Source organism: Streptomyces sp. NPDC033180 (assembly GCF_055577645.1).
In genome coordinates, this window is the sequence record NZ_JBVIPU010000015.1 from 117,627 (window position 1) to 135,434 (window position 17,808).

General features: G+C 71.1%; 16 protein-coding genes. 6 read left to right on the forward strand and 10 right to left on the reverse strand.

The annotated features are described in order from the left end of the window. Positions 1-200: 200 nt before the first annotated feature. Positions 201-872 carry a pyridoxamine 5'-phosphate oxidase family protein gene (locus ACZ5WE_RS31545; RefSeq protein WP_467688559.1) on the forward strand — a complete coding sequence of 224 codons (672 nt, stop codon included), beginning with the start codon at positions 201-203 and terminating at the stop codon, positions 870-872. A gap of 193 nt (positions 873-1,065) precedes the next feature. Here ACZ5WE_RS31545 and ACZ5WE_RS31550 read toward each other — a convergent pair whose 3' ends face one another. From ACZ5WE_RS31550 to ACZ5WE_RS31560, 3 genes are read right to left on the reverse strand one after another with little or no spacing between them, the layout of a single operon-like run. Next, complete coding sequence (locus tag ACZ5WE_RS31550) at positions 1,066-1,932, reverse strand: GAF and ANTAR domain-containing protein (protein ID WP_467688026.1); 867 nt, start codon at positions 1,930-1,932, stop codon at positions 1,066-1,068. A gap of 24 nt (positions 1,933-1,956) precedes the next feature. Continuing rightward, the gene (locus ACZ5WE_RS31555) at positions 1,957-3,930 is read right to left on the reverse strand and encodes a CheR family methyltransferase (RefSeq protein ID WP_467688024.1); all 1,974 of its coding nucleotides are present in this window, start codon (positions 3,928-3,930) and stop codon (positions 1,957-1,959) included. Beyond that, positions 3,930-4,529 (reverse strand): chemotaxis protein CheB, encoded by a 600-nt coding sequence (locus ACZ5WE_RS31560; protein ID WP_467688022.1) that lies wholly within the window; start codon positions 4,527-4,529, stop codon positions 3,930-3,932. The genes ACZ5WE_RS31555 and ACZ5WE_RS31560 overlap by 1 nt, the downstream gene beginning before the upstream one ends. A 157-nt stretch (positions 4,530-4,686) precedes the next feature. On the opposite strand from ACZ5WE_RS31560, the gene ACZ5WE_RS31565 reads away from it, so the two are divergent. Together ACZ5WE_RS31565 and ACZ5WE_RS31570 are read left to right on the forward strand one after the other, a co-directional pair. Beyond that, positions 4,687-7,230, forward strand: coding sequence for a polysaccharide lyase family 8 super-sandwich domain-containing protein (locus ACZ5WE_RS31565; RefSeq protein ID WP_467688020.1), 2,544 nt, complete (start codon positions 4,687-4,689; stop codon positions 7,228-7,230). A gap of 61 nt (positions 7,231-7,291) precedes the next feature. Then, positions 7,292-7,876, forward strand: a complete 585-nt coding sequence (locus tag ACZ5WE_RS31570; protein WP_467688018.1) for an RDD family protein — start codon at positions 7,292-7,294, stop codon at positions 7,874-7,876. A gap of 60 nt (positions 7,877-7,936) precedes the next feature. Here the strand turns inward: ACZ5WE_RS31570 and ACZ5WE_RS31575 are convergent, their stop codons facing one another. The 3 genes from ACZ5WE_RS31575 to ACZ5WE_RS31585 all read right to left on the reverse strand — a co-directional run bounded on the left by ACZ5WE_RS31575 (position 7,937) and on the right by ACZ5WE_RS31585 (position 10,539). Next, positions 7,937-8,137, reverse strand: a complete 201-nt coding sequence (locus tag ACZ5WE_RS31575) for a ferredoxin (RefSeq protein ID WP_467688016.1) — start codon at positions 8,135-8,137, stop codon at positions 7,937-7,939. A gap of 39 nt (positions 8,138-8,176) precedes the next feature. Then, positions 8,177-9,394 carry a cytochrome P450 gene (locus ACZ5WE_RS31580; protein WP_467688015.1) on the reverse strand — a complete coding sequence of 406 codons (1,218 nt, stop codon included), beginning with the start codon at positions 9,392-9,394 and terminating at the stop codon, positions 8,177-8,179. Positions 9,395-9,516: 122 nt separating this feature from the next. Then, positions 9,517-10,539, reverse strand: coding sequence for an AraC family transcriptional regulator (locus tag ACZ5WE_RS31585; RefSeq protein WP_467688013.1), 1,023 nt, complete (start codon positions 10,537-10,539; stop codon positions 9,517-9,519). A 69-nt stretch (positions 10,540-10,608) separates the two neighbouring features. Between ACZ5WE_RS31585 and ACZ5WE_RS31590 the strand changes: the two genes are divergently transcribed. The 3 genes from ACZ5WE_RS31590 to ACZ5WE_RS31600 all read left to right on the forward strand — a co-directional run bounded on the left by ACZ5WE_RS31590 (position 10,609) and on the right by ACZ5WE_RS31600 (position 15,307). Next, entirely contained in the window at positions 10,609-12,237 is a 1,629-nt protein-coding gene (locus tag ACZ5WE_RS31590) for a flavin-containing monooxygenase (RefSeq protein WP_467688011.1), read from the forward strand. Positions 12,238-12,489: 252 nt separating this feature from the next. Further along, positions 12,490-13,608: a ribosome small subunit-dependent GTPase A gene (gene rsgA / locus ACZ5WE_RS31595; protein WP_467688557.1), complete on the forward strand. Its 1,119-nt coding sequence runs from the start codon at positions 12,490-12,492 to the stop codon at positions 13,606-13,608. Positions 13,609-13,954: 346 nt separating this feature from the next. Next, complete coding sequence (locus ACZ5WE_RS31600; RefSeq protein ID WP_467688555.1) at positions 13,955-15,307, forward strand: AlkA N-terminal domain-containing protein; 1,353 nt, start codon at positions 13,955-13,957, stop codon at positions 15,305-15,307. A 150-nt stretch (positions 15,308-15,457) separates the two neighbouring features. Here ACZ5WE_RS31600 and ACZ5WE_RS31605 read toward each other — a convergent pair whose 3' ends face one another. The 4 genes from ACZ5WE_RS31605 to ACZ5WE_RS31620 form a co-directional block, all read right to left on the reverse strand. Continuing rightward, positions 15,458-15,826, reverse strand: a complete 369-nt coding sequence (locus ACZ5WE_RS31605; RefSeq protein ID WP_467688009.1) for a PPOX class F420-dependent oxidoreductase — start codon at positions 15,824-15,826, stop codon at positions 15,458-15,460. Between the two features lie 9 nt (positions 15,827-15,835). Then, on the reverse strand, positions 15,836-15,961 hold the full coding sequence (locus ACZ5WE_RS31610) for a hypothetical protein (RefSeq protein ID WP_467688007.1): 126 nt from the start codon (positions 15,959-15,961) through the stop codon (positions 15,836-15,838). 89 nt (positions 15,962-16,050) lie between these two features. Beyond that, positions 16,051-16,533 (reverse strand): DUF456 domain-containing protein, encoded by a 483-nt coding sequence (locus tag ACZ5WE_RS31615; protein WP_467688006.1) that lies wholly within the window; start codon positions 16,531-16,533, stop codon positions 16,051-16,053. 80 nt (positions 16,534-16,613) lie between these two features. Further along, positions 16,614-17,597, reverse strand: coding sequence for a helix-turn-helix transcriptional regulator (locus ACZ5WE_RS31620; RefSeq protein WP_467688004.1), 984 nt, complete (start codon positions 17,595-17,597; stop codon positions 16,614-16,616). Between the last annotated feature and the right edge of the window lie 211 nt (positions 17,598-17,808).

Sequence of the window (17,808 nt, forward strand, 5' to 3'; positions counted from 1 at the left end):
CGCGGCGGGGGTTGTTGGATTCTCGGCGGCGTAGTTGGACGAATGGCGCATGGGGTGCGGATTTCGTCGCAGGTCGCCGGTCGTGCGGATGTAAATCGTTGAGGTATGGCATTCGGGGCGCGATATCGGTAGCTTGCGGAGGCGTGACCACCAGCCAGCAGCAGAGCGACCAGCGCACGCCCTCGTCCCCGTCCCTCTCCGTGCCCCTGCCCGGCACGCTCCCGCAGACCGACCGCACCCGCCACAACCGGCTGCGTGAACAGGGCAGCCAGGACCGCGCCGACCTCGAAGCGATCCTCGACGCGGGGTTCATCTGCCATCTGGGCGTCGTCGTGGACGGGCACCCCATGGTGGTGCCGACCGTCTACGGCCGCGACGAGAGCAGGCTGTATCTGCACGGCTCGGTCGCGAGCCGCAGTCTGGCCGCCGACCCCGACGCCGCGGTCTGCGTCACCGTCACCCACGTGGACGGCCTGATCCTGGCCCGCTCGGTCTTCGAGCACGGCGTCAACTACCGCAGCGCGATGATCTACGGAGTCCCGCGCAAGGTCACCGACCCGGACGAGAAGCTGACGGGCCTGCGCCTGCTCACCGAGCACGCGACCCCCGGCCAGTGGGACTACGCCCGGCGCCCCAGCCGCAAGGAACTCGCCGCGACGACACTGCTCGCCCTTTCCCTGGAGGAGGCCTCGGTCAAGACGAGCGTGGGACCTCCGGACGACGGCGAAGGGCCGGACGCGGAGCTCGGGATATGGGCCGGAAACCTTCCTCTGACGTCCAGTTGGGGCACCCCGGTCGCCGACCCGCTGCTCCCACCGGGCATCGCGGTCCCGCAGCACATCGCCGAACGGGGCGGGACGCGGCACGGCTGAACCGGCGTCAGGACCGGACCGGCCTGGACCGGACCGGGTCAGGGCTTCACGCAGGTGGGCGTCCCGCAGCCGTGCGCCATCGCCAGGCCTTGGTGGGCAGCGTGGCCCTCACCGCCCGGCTCTGCTGCCGCGGCGTGAGCAGGGTTGCGCAGTGCGTGGCTGTCAACCGTGACCCGGCCCCCCGAGGCGAGGACTACCGGAGCTGGAGTTCCCCGGAGAGGACGCTCCGGGCCACCGACTCGAGGGGCACGCCCATGGCGAAGGCCCGCGCCTTGATGAGTGCCAGGGCGTCACCGACCGTACGGCCCGTCTGCTGGGACAGCGTGCCCGCGGCCTGGTGGACCACGGCACGCAGATCCGCGCCGCCGTAGAGATCGGGGTCCGAGTCCGGGCCGAGCAGTACGCCGTCCGCGAGGGCGTCGGCGACGTTGCGGAGCATCCCCGCCCTCGCGAGCGCCGCCGGGGGATCGAAGACGGAGAGCGCTCCTATGCAGTCGGACGACACCTTCAGCGGCAGGGCGGCGACCGAACTCAGGCCGAGGGCGGCGAGGCCCGAGCCGTAACCGGGCCAGCGGCTCTCCAGCGCCGCGCCCGACGCGTACACCGCGCGGCGGTCGCGGACCGCGTCGCGGCCGGGGCCCGCGGTCAGCACGTACTCCAGATCCTGGGCGCCGCGCGAGGGCCGGTCCGATGCGGCGACAGCGAGTTGGTTGAGGTCCGCCCCGACGAGCGTGATCGCGGCACTGCGCGTCCCGCAGGCCTCCGCGACCCCGGCCATGAAAAGAGTTTGGCTTCCGCTCCCGGCCTCCGCCTCCGCTTCGGTCAACCGGCGGCCGAACGCCTGGTGGAGGCGGGCCGTGGTGCGATGGCGCTCGGCGAGCGCGTGGTGCCGCGTCGCCATCGCCGCGTGGAGTTCACGGCCGTTCTCCGCGAAGAGCCGCTCGTGCCGTTCGGCGACCGCCACTTCACGCGCGGCGCGTTCCATGGCCTGCGCCGCTCTCTGCCGGGCGAGCGCCGCCTGTCCGCCCGGCAGCTCGGAACTGCCTTGCATGGAGCTCATGTCCACAGAATACGACGCGCCGATTCAGTTGCCGCCGTCATTGGCGAGCTCCTCCATCAGCAGGACGACACCGCCGTTGTGGCCGTCGAACGGAGAGCAGATGACCGAACAGCCGATGTGACGCCCGAGGCGGTTCACGGCCGGGATGACCACAGGACCGCACCGCTTGCCCGACGCGACGCACTGCTGGATGACGTCGCGCAGACGGTCGGTCGGCAGCCCGAAGTCCAGGGTGAAGAAGTGCTTGCCCAGCACCTCGTCCGCGCGCAGCCCCCACATGTCGACCGCGCCGCGGTTCCAGCTCCTGGCCTGCAGGTCGGCGGAGAGGACCACCACACCCGCCGCGATGCTGCTCACCACGCCTTCCAGGAACGCCCTGGCCTCGTCCAGGTCCGTGGTGCGCAGGCGCATCTCGTCGTTCATCGTCTCGAGCTCTTCATTACCGGACTGGAGCTCTTCGTTGGTGGTCTCCAGTTCCTCGTTCGTGGACTGGAGCTCCTCGTTGGTCGTCTCCAGCTCCTCGATGCTCGACTGGAGCTCTTCGTTGGTGGTCTCCAGTTCCTCGTTCGTCGACTGGAGCTCCTCGTATGCCGTCTCCAGGTCCTCGCGGACGCGCTTGATCTCGGCCCGGAGCTTGGTGGCCTGAGTGACGTCCGTGAAGGTGACGTTGATGGCGACCGGCAGCCCCGGACCGCCCATGATCGGCTGGATCTCGATGTCGAAGTACTGCAGCTCGTTGCCGAGGCGCCGCTCGCTGCCGTGCACCCGCAGCGTCCGGCGCTCGTGCTTCGCCTGCTCGATCAGGGAGCGGAGCTCGGTGGGCCGGTAGGAGAGCTCCAGGTCCTGGAACGGGCGGCCCATGTCGTTGGAGGTCAGACCGAACTGGGCACGGGCCCCGTTGTTGATCATCAGGACGACGCCGTTGCCGTCGAGGGCGACGCTCGCGCCCGGCGAGGCGTCGAGGATTAGATCGAGCAACTTCCGTGTGCGCGTCGCCTGTTGCTCCTCCTCCGCACTGATGGCCCGGACCGTCGCGGGATGCGCGAGGTAGGGCGGCGTGCTGGTCCCCGGGCGGCGCCGGAAGACGCGCTGACGGATGCTGACCGCCTCGAACCGCTCCCCGTCGTTCAGGAGCATCTCGGCCTTGCCGAGGAAGAGATGGCCGCCCTCCCGCAGGGCGAAGTGGAAGCGGTCCAGGATGCGGGTCTGTGCCTCGACGTTGAAGTACATCAGCGTGTTGCGGCAGACGAGCAGGTCGAGGCGGGAGATCGGGGCGTCACAGGTGATGTCGTGCCGCCCGAAGATGACGCGGCGCCGCAGATCGGCCCGGAAGACGCACTGCGTGCCACGACGCTCGAAGTACTTGTCGCGCATCTCCCTGGAGAGAGCCGCGAGGGCCTTCGCCGGGTACTGGCCCTGACGGGCCTCGCGCAGCGCCTCCTCGTCGACGTCCGTGGCGTAGATCTTCACGCGGCGCACGCTCTCGTCGATGCCGAGCTCCTCCGCGAAGAGCATGGAGAGCGAGTAGGCCTCCTCGCCGCTGGAACAGCCCGCGCTCCACACCCGGATCTCCTCGTCGGGCCCGGCGCCCCTGATCAGCGAGGGCAGTACGTCGTGCTTGAGGAGCCCCCAGGCGGCCGGGTCACGGAACACCGCCGTGACGTTGATCAGGATCGTGTTGAAAAGGACGCGGAACTCCTCCGCGTCGGTTTCCAGGAGATCGCGGTAGTCGCCGTATCCCGACAGACCCACGTCCCCCATCCGCTTGCGGATGCGGCGGCCGAGCGTGGACCGCTTGTATCCGGTGAAGTCGAACCCGCGCGCGTCACGGATGAACCGGAGGAGTTCCTCCAGCCCGTGATCGACGACGTGGTCAGGCCCGGCCTCCTGAACCGGCTCCGTCTCCTGCCCCTTCGCCGGCTCACCGGCCCGGTCCGGACGTGGCCCCGCTCCCGGGTCGGCGTCCTGCTCTTCCCCGGCGCCGGGCGACTCGTTCATCACTGCCTCTTGTCCTCGACCAGTCCGCGGATAGCCGCTGCGATTTCCTCGATACGGAGCACGAAGTCCACGGCTCCGGTGTCGACCGCCGCCTTGGGCATCCCCGCGAACTGCGCGGTCCCGGGGTCCTCGGCGAGCACCGTACCGCCGCGCGACGTGACCGCTTCCACGCCCATCGCCCCGTCCACGCCGGTGCCCGTGATCACACAGGCGATGGCCCGCGGGCCGTACGCGCCGGCGACCGACTCGAAGAGCAGGTCGGCCGACGGACGTACGAAGTGCACGAGCTCGCTGTCCGACAGGGTGACCACACCCTGCGGCCCCACAAGGAGGTGCCGGTCGGGAGGCGCCAGATACACCGTCCCGGGCTCGACGCTCTCCCGGTCCTCCGCCAGTTTCACGTGCAGTTCCGTGCGCCGGGCGAGGACCTCCGCGAGGAGTGTCCGATGCCGCGGATCGAGGTGCTGGACCACCAGCACCGGCACGGGCAGCGTGGGGCCGAGTTCGCCCAGGAGGGTGCAGAGGCCCTGAACGCCTCCGGCGGACGATGCGACAGCCACGATGGCGTACGGCCCGGATGTGCGCTGTTGCGACGTCACACAGTCGAGCCTAGCCGCTGCCGGTCGGAACGGAGCTGCGGCGGCCGGGCGGTGGAACACTCACCCTTGTCGTCGCCCGGGGCATCTGCTTGACTCCGCCCGCCAGAACGCGAGTACGCCAGAACGCCAGTACGCCATCTCACCGGCGGAGGTCGCCATGGACATCACCCGCAGACGTCTGCTGTCCGCCCTGTCGGCCGCCGGCCTCCTGGCGGTGGTCCCCGCGCTGCCCGTGAGCGCCGCCGAGTCCGCGGCCGGCGCCGAACGCCTCCTGGCCAACACCGTCGGGATCTTCGCGGGGACCGCCGAGTCCAACGCACGCCCCGAGACGGCCGCCAAGCTCACCGCGATCGACAGGGCCGCCAGGACGAACCTGAAGGCGATGGACGACGCGGGCGAGGGCGAGCTCTTCGCCGGTCTGGCGCTCGGCACCGACGACGCCAACCTCAACACGGCCTTCAAGCGCCTGTACGAGATCGCCCTCGCCACCCGCACGCCGGGCTCCCTCTCCGACCTCCATGGGAACACCGCCGTGCAGCGCCGCGTGATCGACGGCCTCGGATGGCTGTACGAGCGCTACTACGGCGACCAGTCCAAGGGCTACTACGGCAACTGGTTCAACTGGGAGATCGGCATCTCCCAGTCCGTCAGCAAGACACTCGTACTCCTCGTCGACGAAGTGCGCGCCTACAAGCCCGACCTCATCACCACGTACGTCGCCTCGATGGACGCCTACCTGCGCAACGGCGCCGACGGTGACGTGAACCTGGACTCGCGCTTCCACACCGGCGCCAACCTCGCCGACATCACCACCAACCGGATCCTTCAGGGCGCGCTCCTCGGCGCGGGCGGCGAGGCCCGCATCCGCAAGGCCCTCACCGACCAGCTGACGGTCTTCGTCACGATCGACCCCTACCGCCTCAACCACGGGGTGACGGACGGCCATTACGCCGACGGCTCCTTCATCCAGCACGCCTCCGTCGCGTACACGGGCTCGTACGGCAAAGGTCTGCTCACCCGGGTCGTGCAGACCCTCAAGATCCTCGATGGCACGGGCTTCGCGCACGGCGAGGAGCTGGTGCCGACCATTCAGGGATGGGTGCGCGACGGCTTCGCGCCGCTCATCTTCGAGGGCTGGATGATGGAGATCGTCAAGGGGCGCGCGGTGTCGCGGCCGGACGGCGGCTACACGGACGTCGCGGTGGTCGTGGAGGCGGTCGTGGACCTGTCCTCGCTCTCCACCGGCGCCGACGCCACCGCCCTGAAGAGCTATGTGAAGCACATCCGGTCCACCTCGCGCGCCGCGCTCAACCCGACCGGCTTCGTATCGCCGGTCAGCATCGTGCGCCACGCCGACATCATCGGCGACGCGTCGGTGCCGCCCGCCGACCTGAACCCCGCCTCGCGCAGCGTCGCCTTCAACGCCATGGACAAGACCGTCCACCGCAGACCGGGCTACGCCTTTGCCCTCGCGCGCAGCTCCGACCGGATCAGCAAGTACGAGTACATGAGCGGCGAGAACCTCATGCCGTGGTTCCAGGGTGACGGCGCGTACTACCTCTACCTCTCGGGGCAGGACCAGACGCAGGCGTACGGAGTCGACTACTTCACCACGGTCTCGCCGTACGGCCTGGCGGGAGTCACCGCGCCCGTCGAGCAGCGCCGGACGGTCCCGGACCTCTACGGAAAGCCGTACTACGACAACCCCGGCCACCCGCTGAACTTCACTTCGTCGTCCGAGTCGCAGAACCGTTACGTCTACTTCCCGCGCGGCACCAACCAGTACTCGGGGGGCGCCGTCCTCGGGACGTACGGCGCGGCCGGGGCGGTGCAGTCCAATGACGCCGCCTTCCACGACCGGGAGTTGCTGCCGGACGACTTCGTCGTCTACCGGAACGCCACGGCGACGAAGTCGTGGTTCCTGCTGGACGAGGAGATCGTCGTGCTCGCTGCGGGGGTGGGCGACGGCGCGGGGCGGGCCGTGACGACGACGGTCGACGCGCGGACCGCGGCCCCGGACGACCAGGTATCCGTCACGGGGGCGCAGCGTGACGGCCGCCCATGGACCGGCGCGGGCACGGGTGACCTCCGGTGGCTGCGCTACGCCAACGCCACGCAGGGCACCTCCGTCGGCTACGTCTTCCTGGACACCCCGAAGGTGCGGGTGGCCCTGGACAGGGTGACCCGAAGCCGCCGGGTCGTCCGCACCGCGAACCCGGACACCGCGGTGACGCGCACGGTCCTCGGCGTGACGGTGGACCGGGCTGCCGGGGCCCGGCCCGTCTCCCTGGCCTACGCGCTGGTGCCGAACGCGGCCGAGGCGGGGCTGAGGTCCTACCGGGGCGGACAGCCGCTGAGGGTCCTCGCGAACACGGTGCGGCTGCAGGCCGTCAGCCACGCGGGCCTCGGCCTGACCGCCGCGAACAGCTTCACGGCGGGCCGCCATGAGGCCGCGGGGCTACGTATCGAGGGGCCCGCCTCGGTGCTGGTGCGGCGCGAGCGGCGCGGCACGACCACCGTGGCGGTGTCCGACCCGACGATGGACCGCGCCGGGATCAGCGTGCTGCTCCGCGGCCGTCCCCTGCGGAAGGTGACGGCCGACGAGGGGGTGCGCGTGAGCCGGGCCCACGGCGGAACCCGGATAGACGTGAACACCCACCACGCGTACGGCCGGAGCTTCACGGTGACGCTGCGGGGGTGACAACTGCGGTGCGGGGGGAGGGGCTTGGTCCGTTGTCGCTGGTGTGCGGCATGATGCCGGGATGACAGATCAACGGGGGCAGTACCAGCGGGCGCCGTACCAGCAACATCCCCAGCCGACGGGGCCGTACCACCAACATGCCCAGCCACAGGCGCCGTACGGCGTGCAGATACCACCCACGCGAGACCCCGGCCGGCTGCCGCGACTGGCCGGGGACGCGCGCCGCTTTCTCGCGGTGATCGTCGACCTGGTCGTCGCCCTGTACGGCGCGGTGGGCATCGCCGACCTGGCCCCGGAGGCCGCCCCGTGGTGGACTCTGTACGCCCTCGTACCGGTGGTGTCCTTCACCAACCAGTGCGTCCTGACGCTGCTGTTCCGCGGCAGCTTCGGGAAGCTGCTGTTCGGCGTCCGGGTGATGCGTGCCGCCGACGCGGGCCGGCCGGGACCGGTCCGCGTCGTGCACCGCTGGCTCGCCGGTCTGTGCTGGCTGCCGCTGCAGCCCTGGTACTGGCTGCGGGAGAACTTCGGCGGCAGCACGGAGAACTCGGTGCGCAAGAGTTGGACGGGCGAGCTCTACGACACGGACATCGCCGGACTCCGCTCCGTACGCCGCAAGGACCTCGCCGCCTGGCAGCAGGGTCACTGAGCCCATCTGGCGGCTGAGCCCGCCCGGCCGCTGAGCCCGCCCGGCCGCTGAGCCCGCCGGTCAGGGGCTGTCGACAGTGACGGCCCGCACCGGGCAGGCCCGCACCGCCTCGCGCACCAGCGGATCGCCGCCGCCGTCCTCGCGGCCGGGAAGCACCTCGCTGAAGCCGTCGTCGTCCTGGGTGAAAACGCTCGGGGCGGTGAGCGCGCACATTCCCGCACCCACGCACCGCTCCTTGTCCACATGGACCCGCACGCTCATCTCTGCCCTCTCTTCCTTCCCTCTCCCCTCCTCCATCTCCTACCAAGTGACGGGGAGTTCGAGCAGTCCCTGGATCGTGTCACCCGGCTTGAACGGAATCTCCCGTGCCGGCACCGCGAGGCGAAGCTCCGGCATCCGATCGAAGAGCGTCCGCAGGGAGATCTCGATCTCGGCGCGGGCGAGGTTCTGGCCGAGGCACTGGTGAACGCCGAACCCGAAGGCGAGGTGGTGGCGGTCGGCACGGTGGAAGTCCAGTTCCTCCGGCATCTCGTAGGCCGTGCCGTCACGGTTGATGAGGGAGGTGGAGAAGACGACGCCGTCGTCCGCGCGGATGGTGCTGCCCGCGATGTCGATGTCCTCCTTCGCCACCCGCAGCATGCCTTCCGCGATGGAGAGGAAGCGCAGCAACTCCTCGACCACGGCGGGCATCAGCGTCCGTTCGGTGCGCAGTTCGGCGAGCTGCGCGGGGTGCTGAAGGAGAGTGAACGTCCCCAGGGAGATCATGTTCGCCGTGGTCTCGTGCCCGGCGACCAGCAGGACCGTCGCCAGGCTGACCAGTTCATCGCGGTCGAGCGCGCCCTCCGAGAGCTGCCGGTGGATCAGCTCGTCGAGCAGGCCGTCTCCCGGCTCCCGCCGCTTGCGGTCGATCAACGCGTGGAAATACGCGTCCATTTCGCCCCGCGCCCGCTCCGTGTCCTCGGCGCGGGGGCCGCGCAGGAGCCCGCGCGACTGCTCCTCGAAGAACTCGTGGTCGGCGTAGGGCACGCCGAGGAGGGCGCAGATCACCATGGACGGAACCGGCAGCGCGAACGCCTCGACCAGCTCGGCCGATGACCCCTGCGCCTCCATGGCGTCGAGGAGCCGGTCGACCGTCTCCTGGATCCGGGGGCGCAGCGCGGCGATCCGCTTGACCGAGAAGCTGGGGATCAGCATGCGCCGCTGGGTGTTGTGCACGGGGTCGTCGGCGCCGAGCAGGGCGATCCGGCGGTCGCGTACCTGCGCGAAGCGTTCGGTCGGCGCCGGGAAGGCCTCGTTCTCGCGGTCGGCGGAAAGGCGCGGGTCGACGAGCAGGTCACGGGCGGTTCCCTGTCCGGTGACCACCCAGACGGAACGCCCGTCGAACAAGCGAACACGGGAGAGCGGCCGGGCCTCACGGAGCGGCTCGTACGACTCCGGTGGGTGGTAGGGGCAGGTGCGGTCCTGCGGGAAGGTGACTGGTTCGGAAGCGACTGGTTCGAACGCGACTGATTCGGTCATGGACTTACCTCACAAGCGGAGGGGTTCCCCTTACCTGTTCCATTGGATGCCTGGGGCATCTACTTGGTCCACGGCAAGACAAGCCAGATCGGGCCCGTTCCGGCGCGCGAGCCTGGCCGGAATCACCCCCTCCGCTCAACCCCCCTGCGTCCGCGGGCCCGTACCGCTCGGGGTGTCGTGTTCCACCAGCGGCGGCAGCAGCGGTTCAGGGCCGACTGTTCGGAGAGGCCGAGGAGCAGTGCTACCTGGCCCAGGGGGAGGTCGGTGTCCGTGAGGTAGCGGCGTGCCGCGGTGCGTCGTTCCTCGTCGACGACCTCGGCGAACGTCGTGCCCGCGGCGCGCAGCCGGCGCTGCAGGGTCCGTGGGTGGACGTTCAGCAGGCGGGCGACAGTCGCGATCTCCGGCGGCGAGGTGCCTAGCGAACGGCCCACCACGGCGCGGACACCGCTGACGATGTCCGTCCGCTCCGCGGGCAGTTGTTCGTCCAGGTACGCGAGCGCGAGGCGGCGCAGATGCGCGTTGCCGCCACCGAGCGGCCGGTCGGCCAGGCTGAGCGGGACACGCAGTAGCGCCGCGGGGCGGTCCGCCTTCACGGGTACGCCGAAGAAGTCCTCGTACTCCGAGAGGGGGGCAAGGAGCGGATGCGGCAGTTCGACGGAGCCGAGGCCGTACGGACCGACCAGGTAGACGATGGCCCGATGCATGAATCCCAGGGACAGGTCGATGCCCTGCGGTGGCGCCGCCACCCCCTCGCGCACGCCGTAGCGCAGGGCGGCCACCCCCGGAGTGCCGTACGGGTCAGGCTCCAGGCTCAGGCTGAGTGAGCGCGCGTGGACGAACAGATAGCGCGTGGTGCACTCCAGGGCGTCCCCGAGCGTGGCGGAGTTCTGGATGGCGAGGGCCAGGGCGCCGAGCATGCCCAGGTCCTGCCGGGCCGCGATGCGCAGGCCCAGATCAGGACAGCCGAGATCCCCAGCGGCCAGCTCCAGTACCGTGGCCATGGCCTCCTCGGGCACCAGCAGGTCGTCCCCGTCGAGAGCGGCCGTGGGAACACCCGCCTGCCGGGCGTACGCCTCGGCGTCGCCGCCGAGCTCCGCCACCGTGGCGCGGAAACCACGCAGCCCCGCCGATCTGATCACGGACATGTCGTCCAGGGTCAAAGAACTGTCGTCCCGGGTCAATTCCTGCCGGGTGTGCTTCCGGACACTGGAGGAATGACGTACTCCGCAGACGCAAGGGCCGCGAACTGTGACACCGGCACCCCCGCCGAGCACACCGACGCCGAGCACACCCCCGCCGAGCACACCGACGCCGAGCACATCGACGTCGTGATCGTGGGTGCCGGGCTCTCCGGTGTCGGTGCCGCCTACCGGCTGCAGACCGAGTGCCCCGAGCGTACGTACGCGATCATCGAGGCGCGGCAGTCCATGGGCGGGACGTGGGACCTGTTCCGCTACCCGGGCGTCCGCTCGGACTCCGACATGTTCACCCTCGGCTACGCCTTCAAGCCCTGGCGCGACGCGAAGGTCCTCGCCGACGGCCGTTCTATCCTGAGCTACATCAAGGAGACGGCAGCGGAGTTCGGCATCGACCGCCGGATCCGCTACGGCACCAAGGTCGTCGGCGCCGACTGGGCCACCGCGACGGCACGCTGGGCCCTGACGCTGGAGCGCACCGAGGAGGACGGCAGCCGCACTCTGTCCACCGTCACCTGCGACTTCCTGTATTCCTGCGCGGGTTACTACAACTACGACCAGGGCCACGCCCCCGAGTTCCCGGGAGCCGACTCCTTCACCGGCACGGTCGTGCACCCGCAGTTCTGGCCCGAGGAGCTGGACCACGCGGGAAAGCGGGTGGTCGTCATCGGCAGCGGCGCCACCGCCGTCACGCTGGTGCCCGCGATGGCGCAGAGCGCCGCGCACGTCACCATGCTGCAGCGCAGCCCCACCTGGATCGGCTCGCTGCCCTCGCGGGACAGGCTCGCCGACGGCATCCGCGCGGTACTGCCCGCGGGCGCCGCGCACCGGGTCGTGCGGACGAAGAACATCCTCTTCACCATCGGCCTCTACCAGTTCTGCCGCCGCAGCCCGAAGGCCGCGCGGAAGCTGCTCACCGGTCTGAACAAGCGCATCGTCAAGGACGACCAGCTGGTCGCCGACCACCTGACGCCCTCCTACGGCCCGTGGGACCAGCGGCTGTGCGCGGTGCCCGACGCCGACCTGTTCGAGGCACTGAAGACGGGCGATGCCGAGATCGTCACCGACCACATCGACCGCTTCGTCCCCGAGGGGATCCGGCTGAAGTCCGGCCGCGTCCTGGAGGCCGACGTGGTCGTGACCGCCACCGGACTCCAACTCCTCGCCTTCGGCGGCATCGCGCCGCGCGTCGACGGCCAACAGGTCGAGCTGAACCGGCAGTTCGTGTGGCGCGGCGCCATGATGACGGGCGTACCCAACTTCGCCGTGTGCATCGGCTACACCAACGCCTCCTGGACGCTGCGCGCCGACCTCACGTCCCGGCTCGTCTGCAAGGTGCTCAACCACATGCGCGCCAACGACTACGCGGCGGTGGAACCGAAGCCGGCCGGCACGCTCGACGAACGCCCGCTGCTCGACCTCGCCTCCGGATACGTCCAGCGCTCCATCGACGCCTTCCCCCGGCAGGGCGACCGCGGCCCCTGGAAGGTCCGGCAGAACTACGTGCTCGACGCCGCGTCGACGATGCGCACCAACCTGCGCAGGACGCTCGCGCCCACCCCGGTGTCCGCCGTGCGCCGGGCCCGGGCGGCGGCGGCCGCAGCCCCCGTCACGGCCGGGCGCGAAAAAGGTTGGCGCTCCGCCTGAGGCCGGGGCTAGGGTTGGTTCCGTTCGTCCGGCGGCCTGTTGGCCGCCGGCATCGGCTGAGTGTGTGATCCAGGAGGTGTGACCGATGGCTGTCGTTGAGATGGGCGCTGCCCGCATCGAGAAGTCCGTTCATTCCACCTCCGTGGCTACCGGCTGACCTTCCTCTTTCCGCGCGCCGCTGTGCGCGTGTGCCGGGGCCACCCTGTGAAGGGTCACCCCTTGTCTTCCTCTTCTCCATCTCAGGCTCCATTCCTGGCTCCGTCTCAGGCTTCATCCCAGGCTTCTTCCTCGTCCTCGCACCCCCTCGCGCCCTACGGCTGGGACGAGAACTGGGAAGCCGAGTTCACCCCGTACGCGGCGCAGGGTCTGCTGCCCGGCCGTGTCCTGCGCGTCGACCGAGGCCAGTGCGACGTCGTCACGCCGGACGGCACGGTCCGTGCCGACACCGAGTTCGTCGTGCCCCGCGACCCGATGAAGGCCGTGTGCACGGGGGACTGGGTCGCAGTCGACCCTCAGGGCGGTGATCCGCGGTACGTCCGTACGCTGCTGCCGCGCCGCACCGCCTTCGTGCGCTCGACCTCCTCCAAGCGGTCCGAGGGGCAGATCCTCGCGGCCAACGTCGACCACGTGATCATCGCGGTCTCGCTCGCCGTCGAGCTCGACCTCGGCAGGATCGAACGGTTCCTCGCCCTGGCCTGGGAGTCCGGGGCCCAGCCGCTCGTCGTCCTCACCAAGGCCGACCTGGTCCCGGACGCCACGGGCCTGTCCTACCTGGTCGAGGACGTCGAGACCACGGCCCCCGGCGTCCAGGTGCTCCCGGTCAGCGCGACGACCGGGGAAGGCGTCGACATCCTGTGCGCCGTCGTCGCCGGCGGTACGTCCGTCCTGCTCGGCCAGTCAGGTGCGGGCAAGTCGACGCTGGCCAACGCGCTGGTGGGCGAGGACGTCATGGACGTCAACGCCGCCCGTGACGTGGATGGCAAGGGCCGCCACACCACGACCACCCGCAACCTCCTCGTGCTCCCCGCGGGCGGCGTACTCATCGATACGCCGGGACTGCGCGGCGTCGGCCTGTTCGACGCCGGGGCGGGCGTCGGCCAGGTCTTCGCCGAGATCGAGGAGCTGGCGGCCGACTGCCGCTTCCACGACTGCGCCCACGCCGCCGAGCCCGGCTGCGCGGTGCTCGCCGCCGTGGAGGACGGCACGCTCCCCGACCGCCGCCTCGACAGCTACCGCAAGCTGATCCGCGAGAACCAGCGCATCGTCGCCAAGACGGACGCGAAGCTCCGTGCGGACATGCGACGCCTGTGGAAGCTGCGGGGCGCGGAGGGCAAGGCGGCCATCGAGGCCAAGCGGGGTCGCGTCCGCTAGGGGAGCGCGGCTGAGGGAGGGATGCGCGGCGCGGGAAGCTTCGGCCACCCCGCACTGCGCGCCCCGCCCCGCCCCACCCGCCCCGCCCCACGCGCCCCGCCCCACGCGTCCCGCCCCGAGCGAGGTCCGAGGTCCTCAGAGGACGGCGGGGGGGGGCGGGACGCGGGGGCTCCGCACGGCAGCACCGCGGGCCCCTGGGCCCTCCCGCACTCGGGCCGGTGCGCGGCCCACCGCGGCGTTGACGCGAGCTTCATGCCCGTACTCCGGGCGATGCACTGCCCCCCCCAACGCGGTGTCCGAATTCCGCCAGCCACAGTGCGCTCGACGGCGCACACTGGAAGACGTGATCGATGAAGAGACCAGGTACGAGGCGGTGCGCAGCCGCGACGCACGCTTCGACGGGGAGTTCTTCTTCGCCGTCGAGACCACCGGTATCTACTGCCGGCCCAGCTGCCCCGCCGTCACCCCGAAGCGGCAGAACGTCCGCTACTACACCACCGCGGCCGCCGCACAGGGCTCCGGATTCCGCGCCTGCCGACGCTGCCGCCCGGACGCCGTGCCGGGGTCCGCGGAGTGGAACGTACGCGCGGACGTCGTAGGACGGGCCATGCGCATGATCGGTGACGGAGTCGTCGACCGTGAGGGGGTCCCCGGTCTCGCCGTGCGGCTCGGGTACAGCTCCCGGCAGGTGCAGCGGCAGCTCACCGCCGAGCTGGGCGCCGGGCCCGTCGCCCTCGCGCGGGCCCAACGGGCGCACACCGCCCGGGTGTTGCTGCAGACCACGGGCCTGCCGATCACGGAGATCGCGTTCGCCGCGGGGTTCGCCAGCGTGCGCCAGTTCAACGACACGATCCGGGTGGTGTACGCCCTGACACCCACCGCGCTGCGGGCCGCCGCGCCGCGTGGCGGAGGTGCGGGGCGGGCGACACCGGCCGCGGGGGTGCCGCTGCGGCTCGCCTACCGCGGGGCCTACCGGGCAGGCGCCGTCTTCGACCTGCTCGCCGAGGAGGCCGTGTGCGGGATCGAGGAGGTCAGCGGGGAGCCGGGCGGGCGGACCTACCGCCGTACGCTGCGGCTGCCGTACGGCACCGGGATCGTGGCCGTCGAGGAGAGCGATCACGGAGTCGGCGGGTGGCTGGACGCCCGGCTCCACCTGACCGATCTGCGGGATCTCACGACCGCCGTGCAGCGGTTGCGGCGGCTCTTCGACCTCGACGCGGATCCGTACGCCGTGGACGAGCGGCTCGGCGCGGACGCGCGGCTGGCTCCGCTGGTCGCGGCGCGGCCCGGCCTCCGGTCGCCCGGGGCCGCGGCCCCGGAGGAGTTCGCGGTGCGGGCCCTCGTGGGGCGCGAGGCGGCTTCGCTCCTGGTGGAGCGGTACGGGAAGGCGCTGGACGCGCCGTGCGGAACCCTCACCCATGTCTTTCCCGAGCCGGGGGCGCTTGCCGGGGAGCCGGGGCCGCTGGGGGAGCTGGCTGCTGCGCTGGCCGATGGGCGGATTCGGCTCGATGCGGGGGCGGATCGGGAGGATGCGGAGGCCGGCCTCGCGGCCTTGGCGGGGGTGAGTGCGGGGGTGGTGGCGGCTGTTCGGATGCGGGCGCTGGGGGATCCGGATGTGGGGTTGCCGGAGGAGGCGGTGCCGGATGCGTGGCGGCCGTGGCGGTCTTATGGGGTGCGGCATTTGCTGGCGGCGGGGTAGGGATTTTTCCCCAACCCCGCCCCTTCCCGAAAACCCGCCGGAAACAGCCCGGCCGGCGTTTGAGGCCATCTTGTCGGGGTCTGGGGCGGAGCCCCGGATAGGCCCCCCGCGCCGAGCGGGTTTTCGGGAAGGGGCGGGGTTGGGGACTATCTACTGTTCCAGCCCCCAGCTATGGATCCGCCGAGGGTGAATCCGGATGAGCTCCTCGCTGAAGTGAGGGCCCAACTCATGTGGGCCCGTGAGAAGTTCCGCATCGCCACGGATGTCCACGCCCCGCACCTTCCACGGCCGCTCACTCACGATGTCGTCGACCACCAGCGACACCTTCGGGTTCTGCTGGAGGTTCCGCCACTTCTTGGTGGTGCCCAGCGCGTACCCGCCGATCAGGATCGTCCCGTCGTCCTGCGGGAAGAACCCGACAGGATTCGCCTGTGGCTGCCCCCTCGCGTCGACGCTGGCCATCCGTCCCAGACGCTGGGACTTGAGGTACGCCCGCTCGGCCTCGCTGAATTCGGTCATGGCGCGAGCCTAAGCCGCAGGCAGGCCCCACCGCGGCGCCTCCTCGTTCGGCTCGACCGGAGTGATCCGCAGATCCGGCCGGTCGCCGTCGGCGGTGATCAGCGCCGACCCGCCCCGCCGCAACGCGCGTGACACGGCGTCCAGTTCGATGTGGTTGGAGCCGTGGATCGGACGGTGCGCCAGGGGTCGAGGTGTGTCTACGTGAACACGTGCTGCGTATGTGCTCAGCCCCAGATCAGCGCCCCGAGCCACGCCCCCGCTATCAGCAGGCACGCGAACAACTCGGTCAGCACGCTCCAGCCGCCCGCCCGCATGGCCGTCCGCGTCGCCGTCGCCGCCTCCCCGTGCCCTCCGAGCCGGAGCCGTTCCCCCAGGTAGATCCCTCCGATGAACCCCGGCAGCGACCCGATCACCGGCACCACGCAGAACCCGACGAGGGCCCCGGCGCCGGCGTAGACAGCCGTCCGGCGCGTGGCGCCGCTCTGCCGGAAGCGCCGCGGCGGCAGCAGCCATCGGATGCCCTGCGCGATGAGGAGCACCACGGTCGCGCCGACCAGGATCCACCAGGCGACCGGGTCCGGGTCCTTCAGGGCCCACCACAGAACGGCGGCCCACACCAGCCACGGCCCCGGCACGCCGGGTACGAGCACTCCGCCGATCCCGAGCAGCAGCACCACTGCGACCAGCAGGAGTTCCCAGGCTCCCATCTGTCAAGCGTGCCGGAAACGGAACAAAACCGCAGGTCGCGCTAGGCCCCGCAAGGGTCCTGGCCAGGCATGGCGAGGCCTCAGCGCGCCACCCAGCCCCGCTCGTACGCATGCCAGCCCAGCTGCAGCCGCGTCGCCACGCCCGTCAGCTCCATCAGGCGCTTGACCCTGCGCTGCACCGTCCGAAGGCCCAGGTCGAGCTGTTTGGCGACGCTCGCGTCCGTAAGGCCCGCGAGCAGCAGCGAGAGGATCTCCAGGTCCGCGCCGTCGGGGCCGTCGGGGGCGTCCTCGGTGACCGCGTGGCCGCCCTCGCCGAGCCGCAGCGGCAGCGCGTCGCGCCACACCGCCTCGAAGAGCCCCGTCAGGGATTCGAGCAGGCCGCTCGCGTGCACCACGAGCGCGGCGGGCTCCGCCCTGCGAGAGGTCAGCGGCACCATCGCGAGCGAGCCGTCGGCGATCACCAGCTTCGTCGGGACGCGGTCCACGACGCGCACCTGTTCGTCGCGGCCGATCGCCGTCGCCAGCTCCAGGAGGCCGGTGGGCAGGGCCAGGACCGAGCGTTCGACCACCACGCGGTAGGTGACGCCGCGGCCCGCGGCCTGCTCCTCCGCGTCGTTCTCCATGCCGGTGACCGCCACCGGGTTGCCGGTCACCAGGGCGCACACCTCGTGGCTCGCGCCCAACTGGAGCTGCAGGAAGCGCTGCGAGACCGCGCCCGCACCGGTGACCACCTCGACCAGGTCGTGGACCGTGGGCTCGGCGGCCTGCGCGCGGTACTCCTCGGCAAGGAGCTTCGCCGCGAGCTCCGCCTTCTCCAGTTCGTGGCGCTGCTGGGTCAGGAGCGCGCCGAGCGCGACGCCGGGCGGGGCCGCGACCCACCGGCCCGCCTTGCCGGAGGCCTGGGCGGCGAGGCCGTGCAGTTCGAGGCGGCGCAGCGCGGTCACCGTGTCCGGCTCGCCCAGCGAGAGCCGCCGCGCGAGATCGGGCACGTCGGCGGCGCCCACCGCCACCAGCGCGCGGTACGCCGATTCGTGCAGCTCGTCCAGACCTATCGCAGCCAGCATGCGGCGACGCCCCTCCCCAAGGATCCGTTCCGACGGCGCCCTGGCGGAAAACAGCCACGGCGTAAACCCGCCCCGGGACATCATCCCCGTACCCCCCGGCTCTCTGCCAAGGTGACGCCACCGCAGCACCAACGGCGGCCGCGATTAGGGCCTTTGGTCCCCTTTCGGCTGTGGTTCCGCATGCCCACAAGAGCACGACCGTCAACCGCAT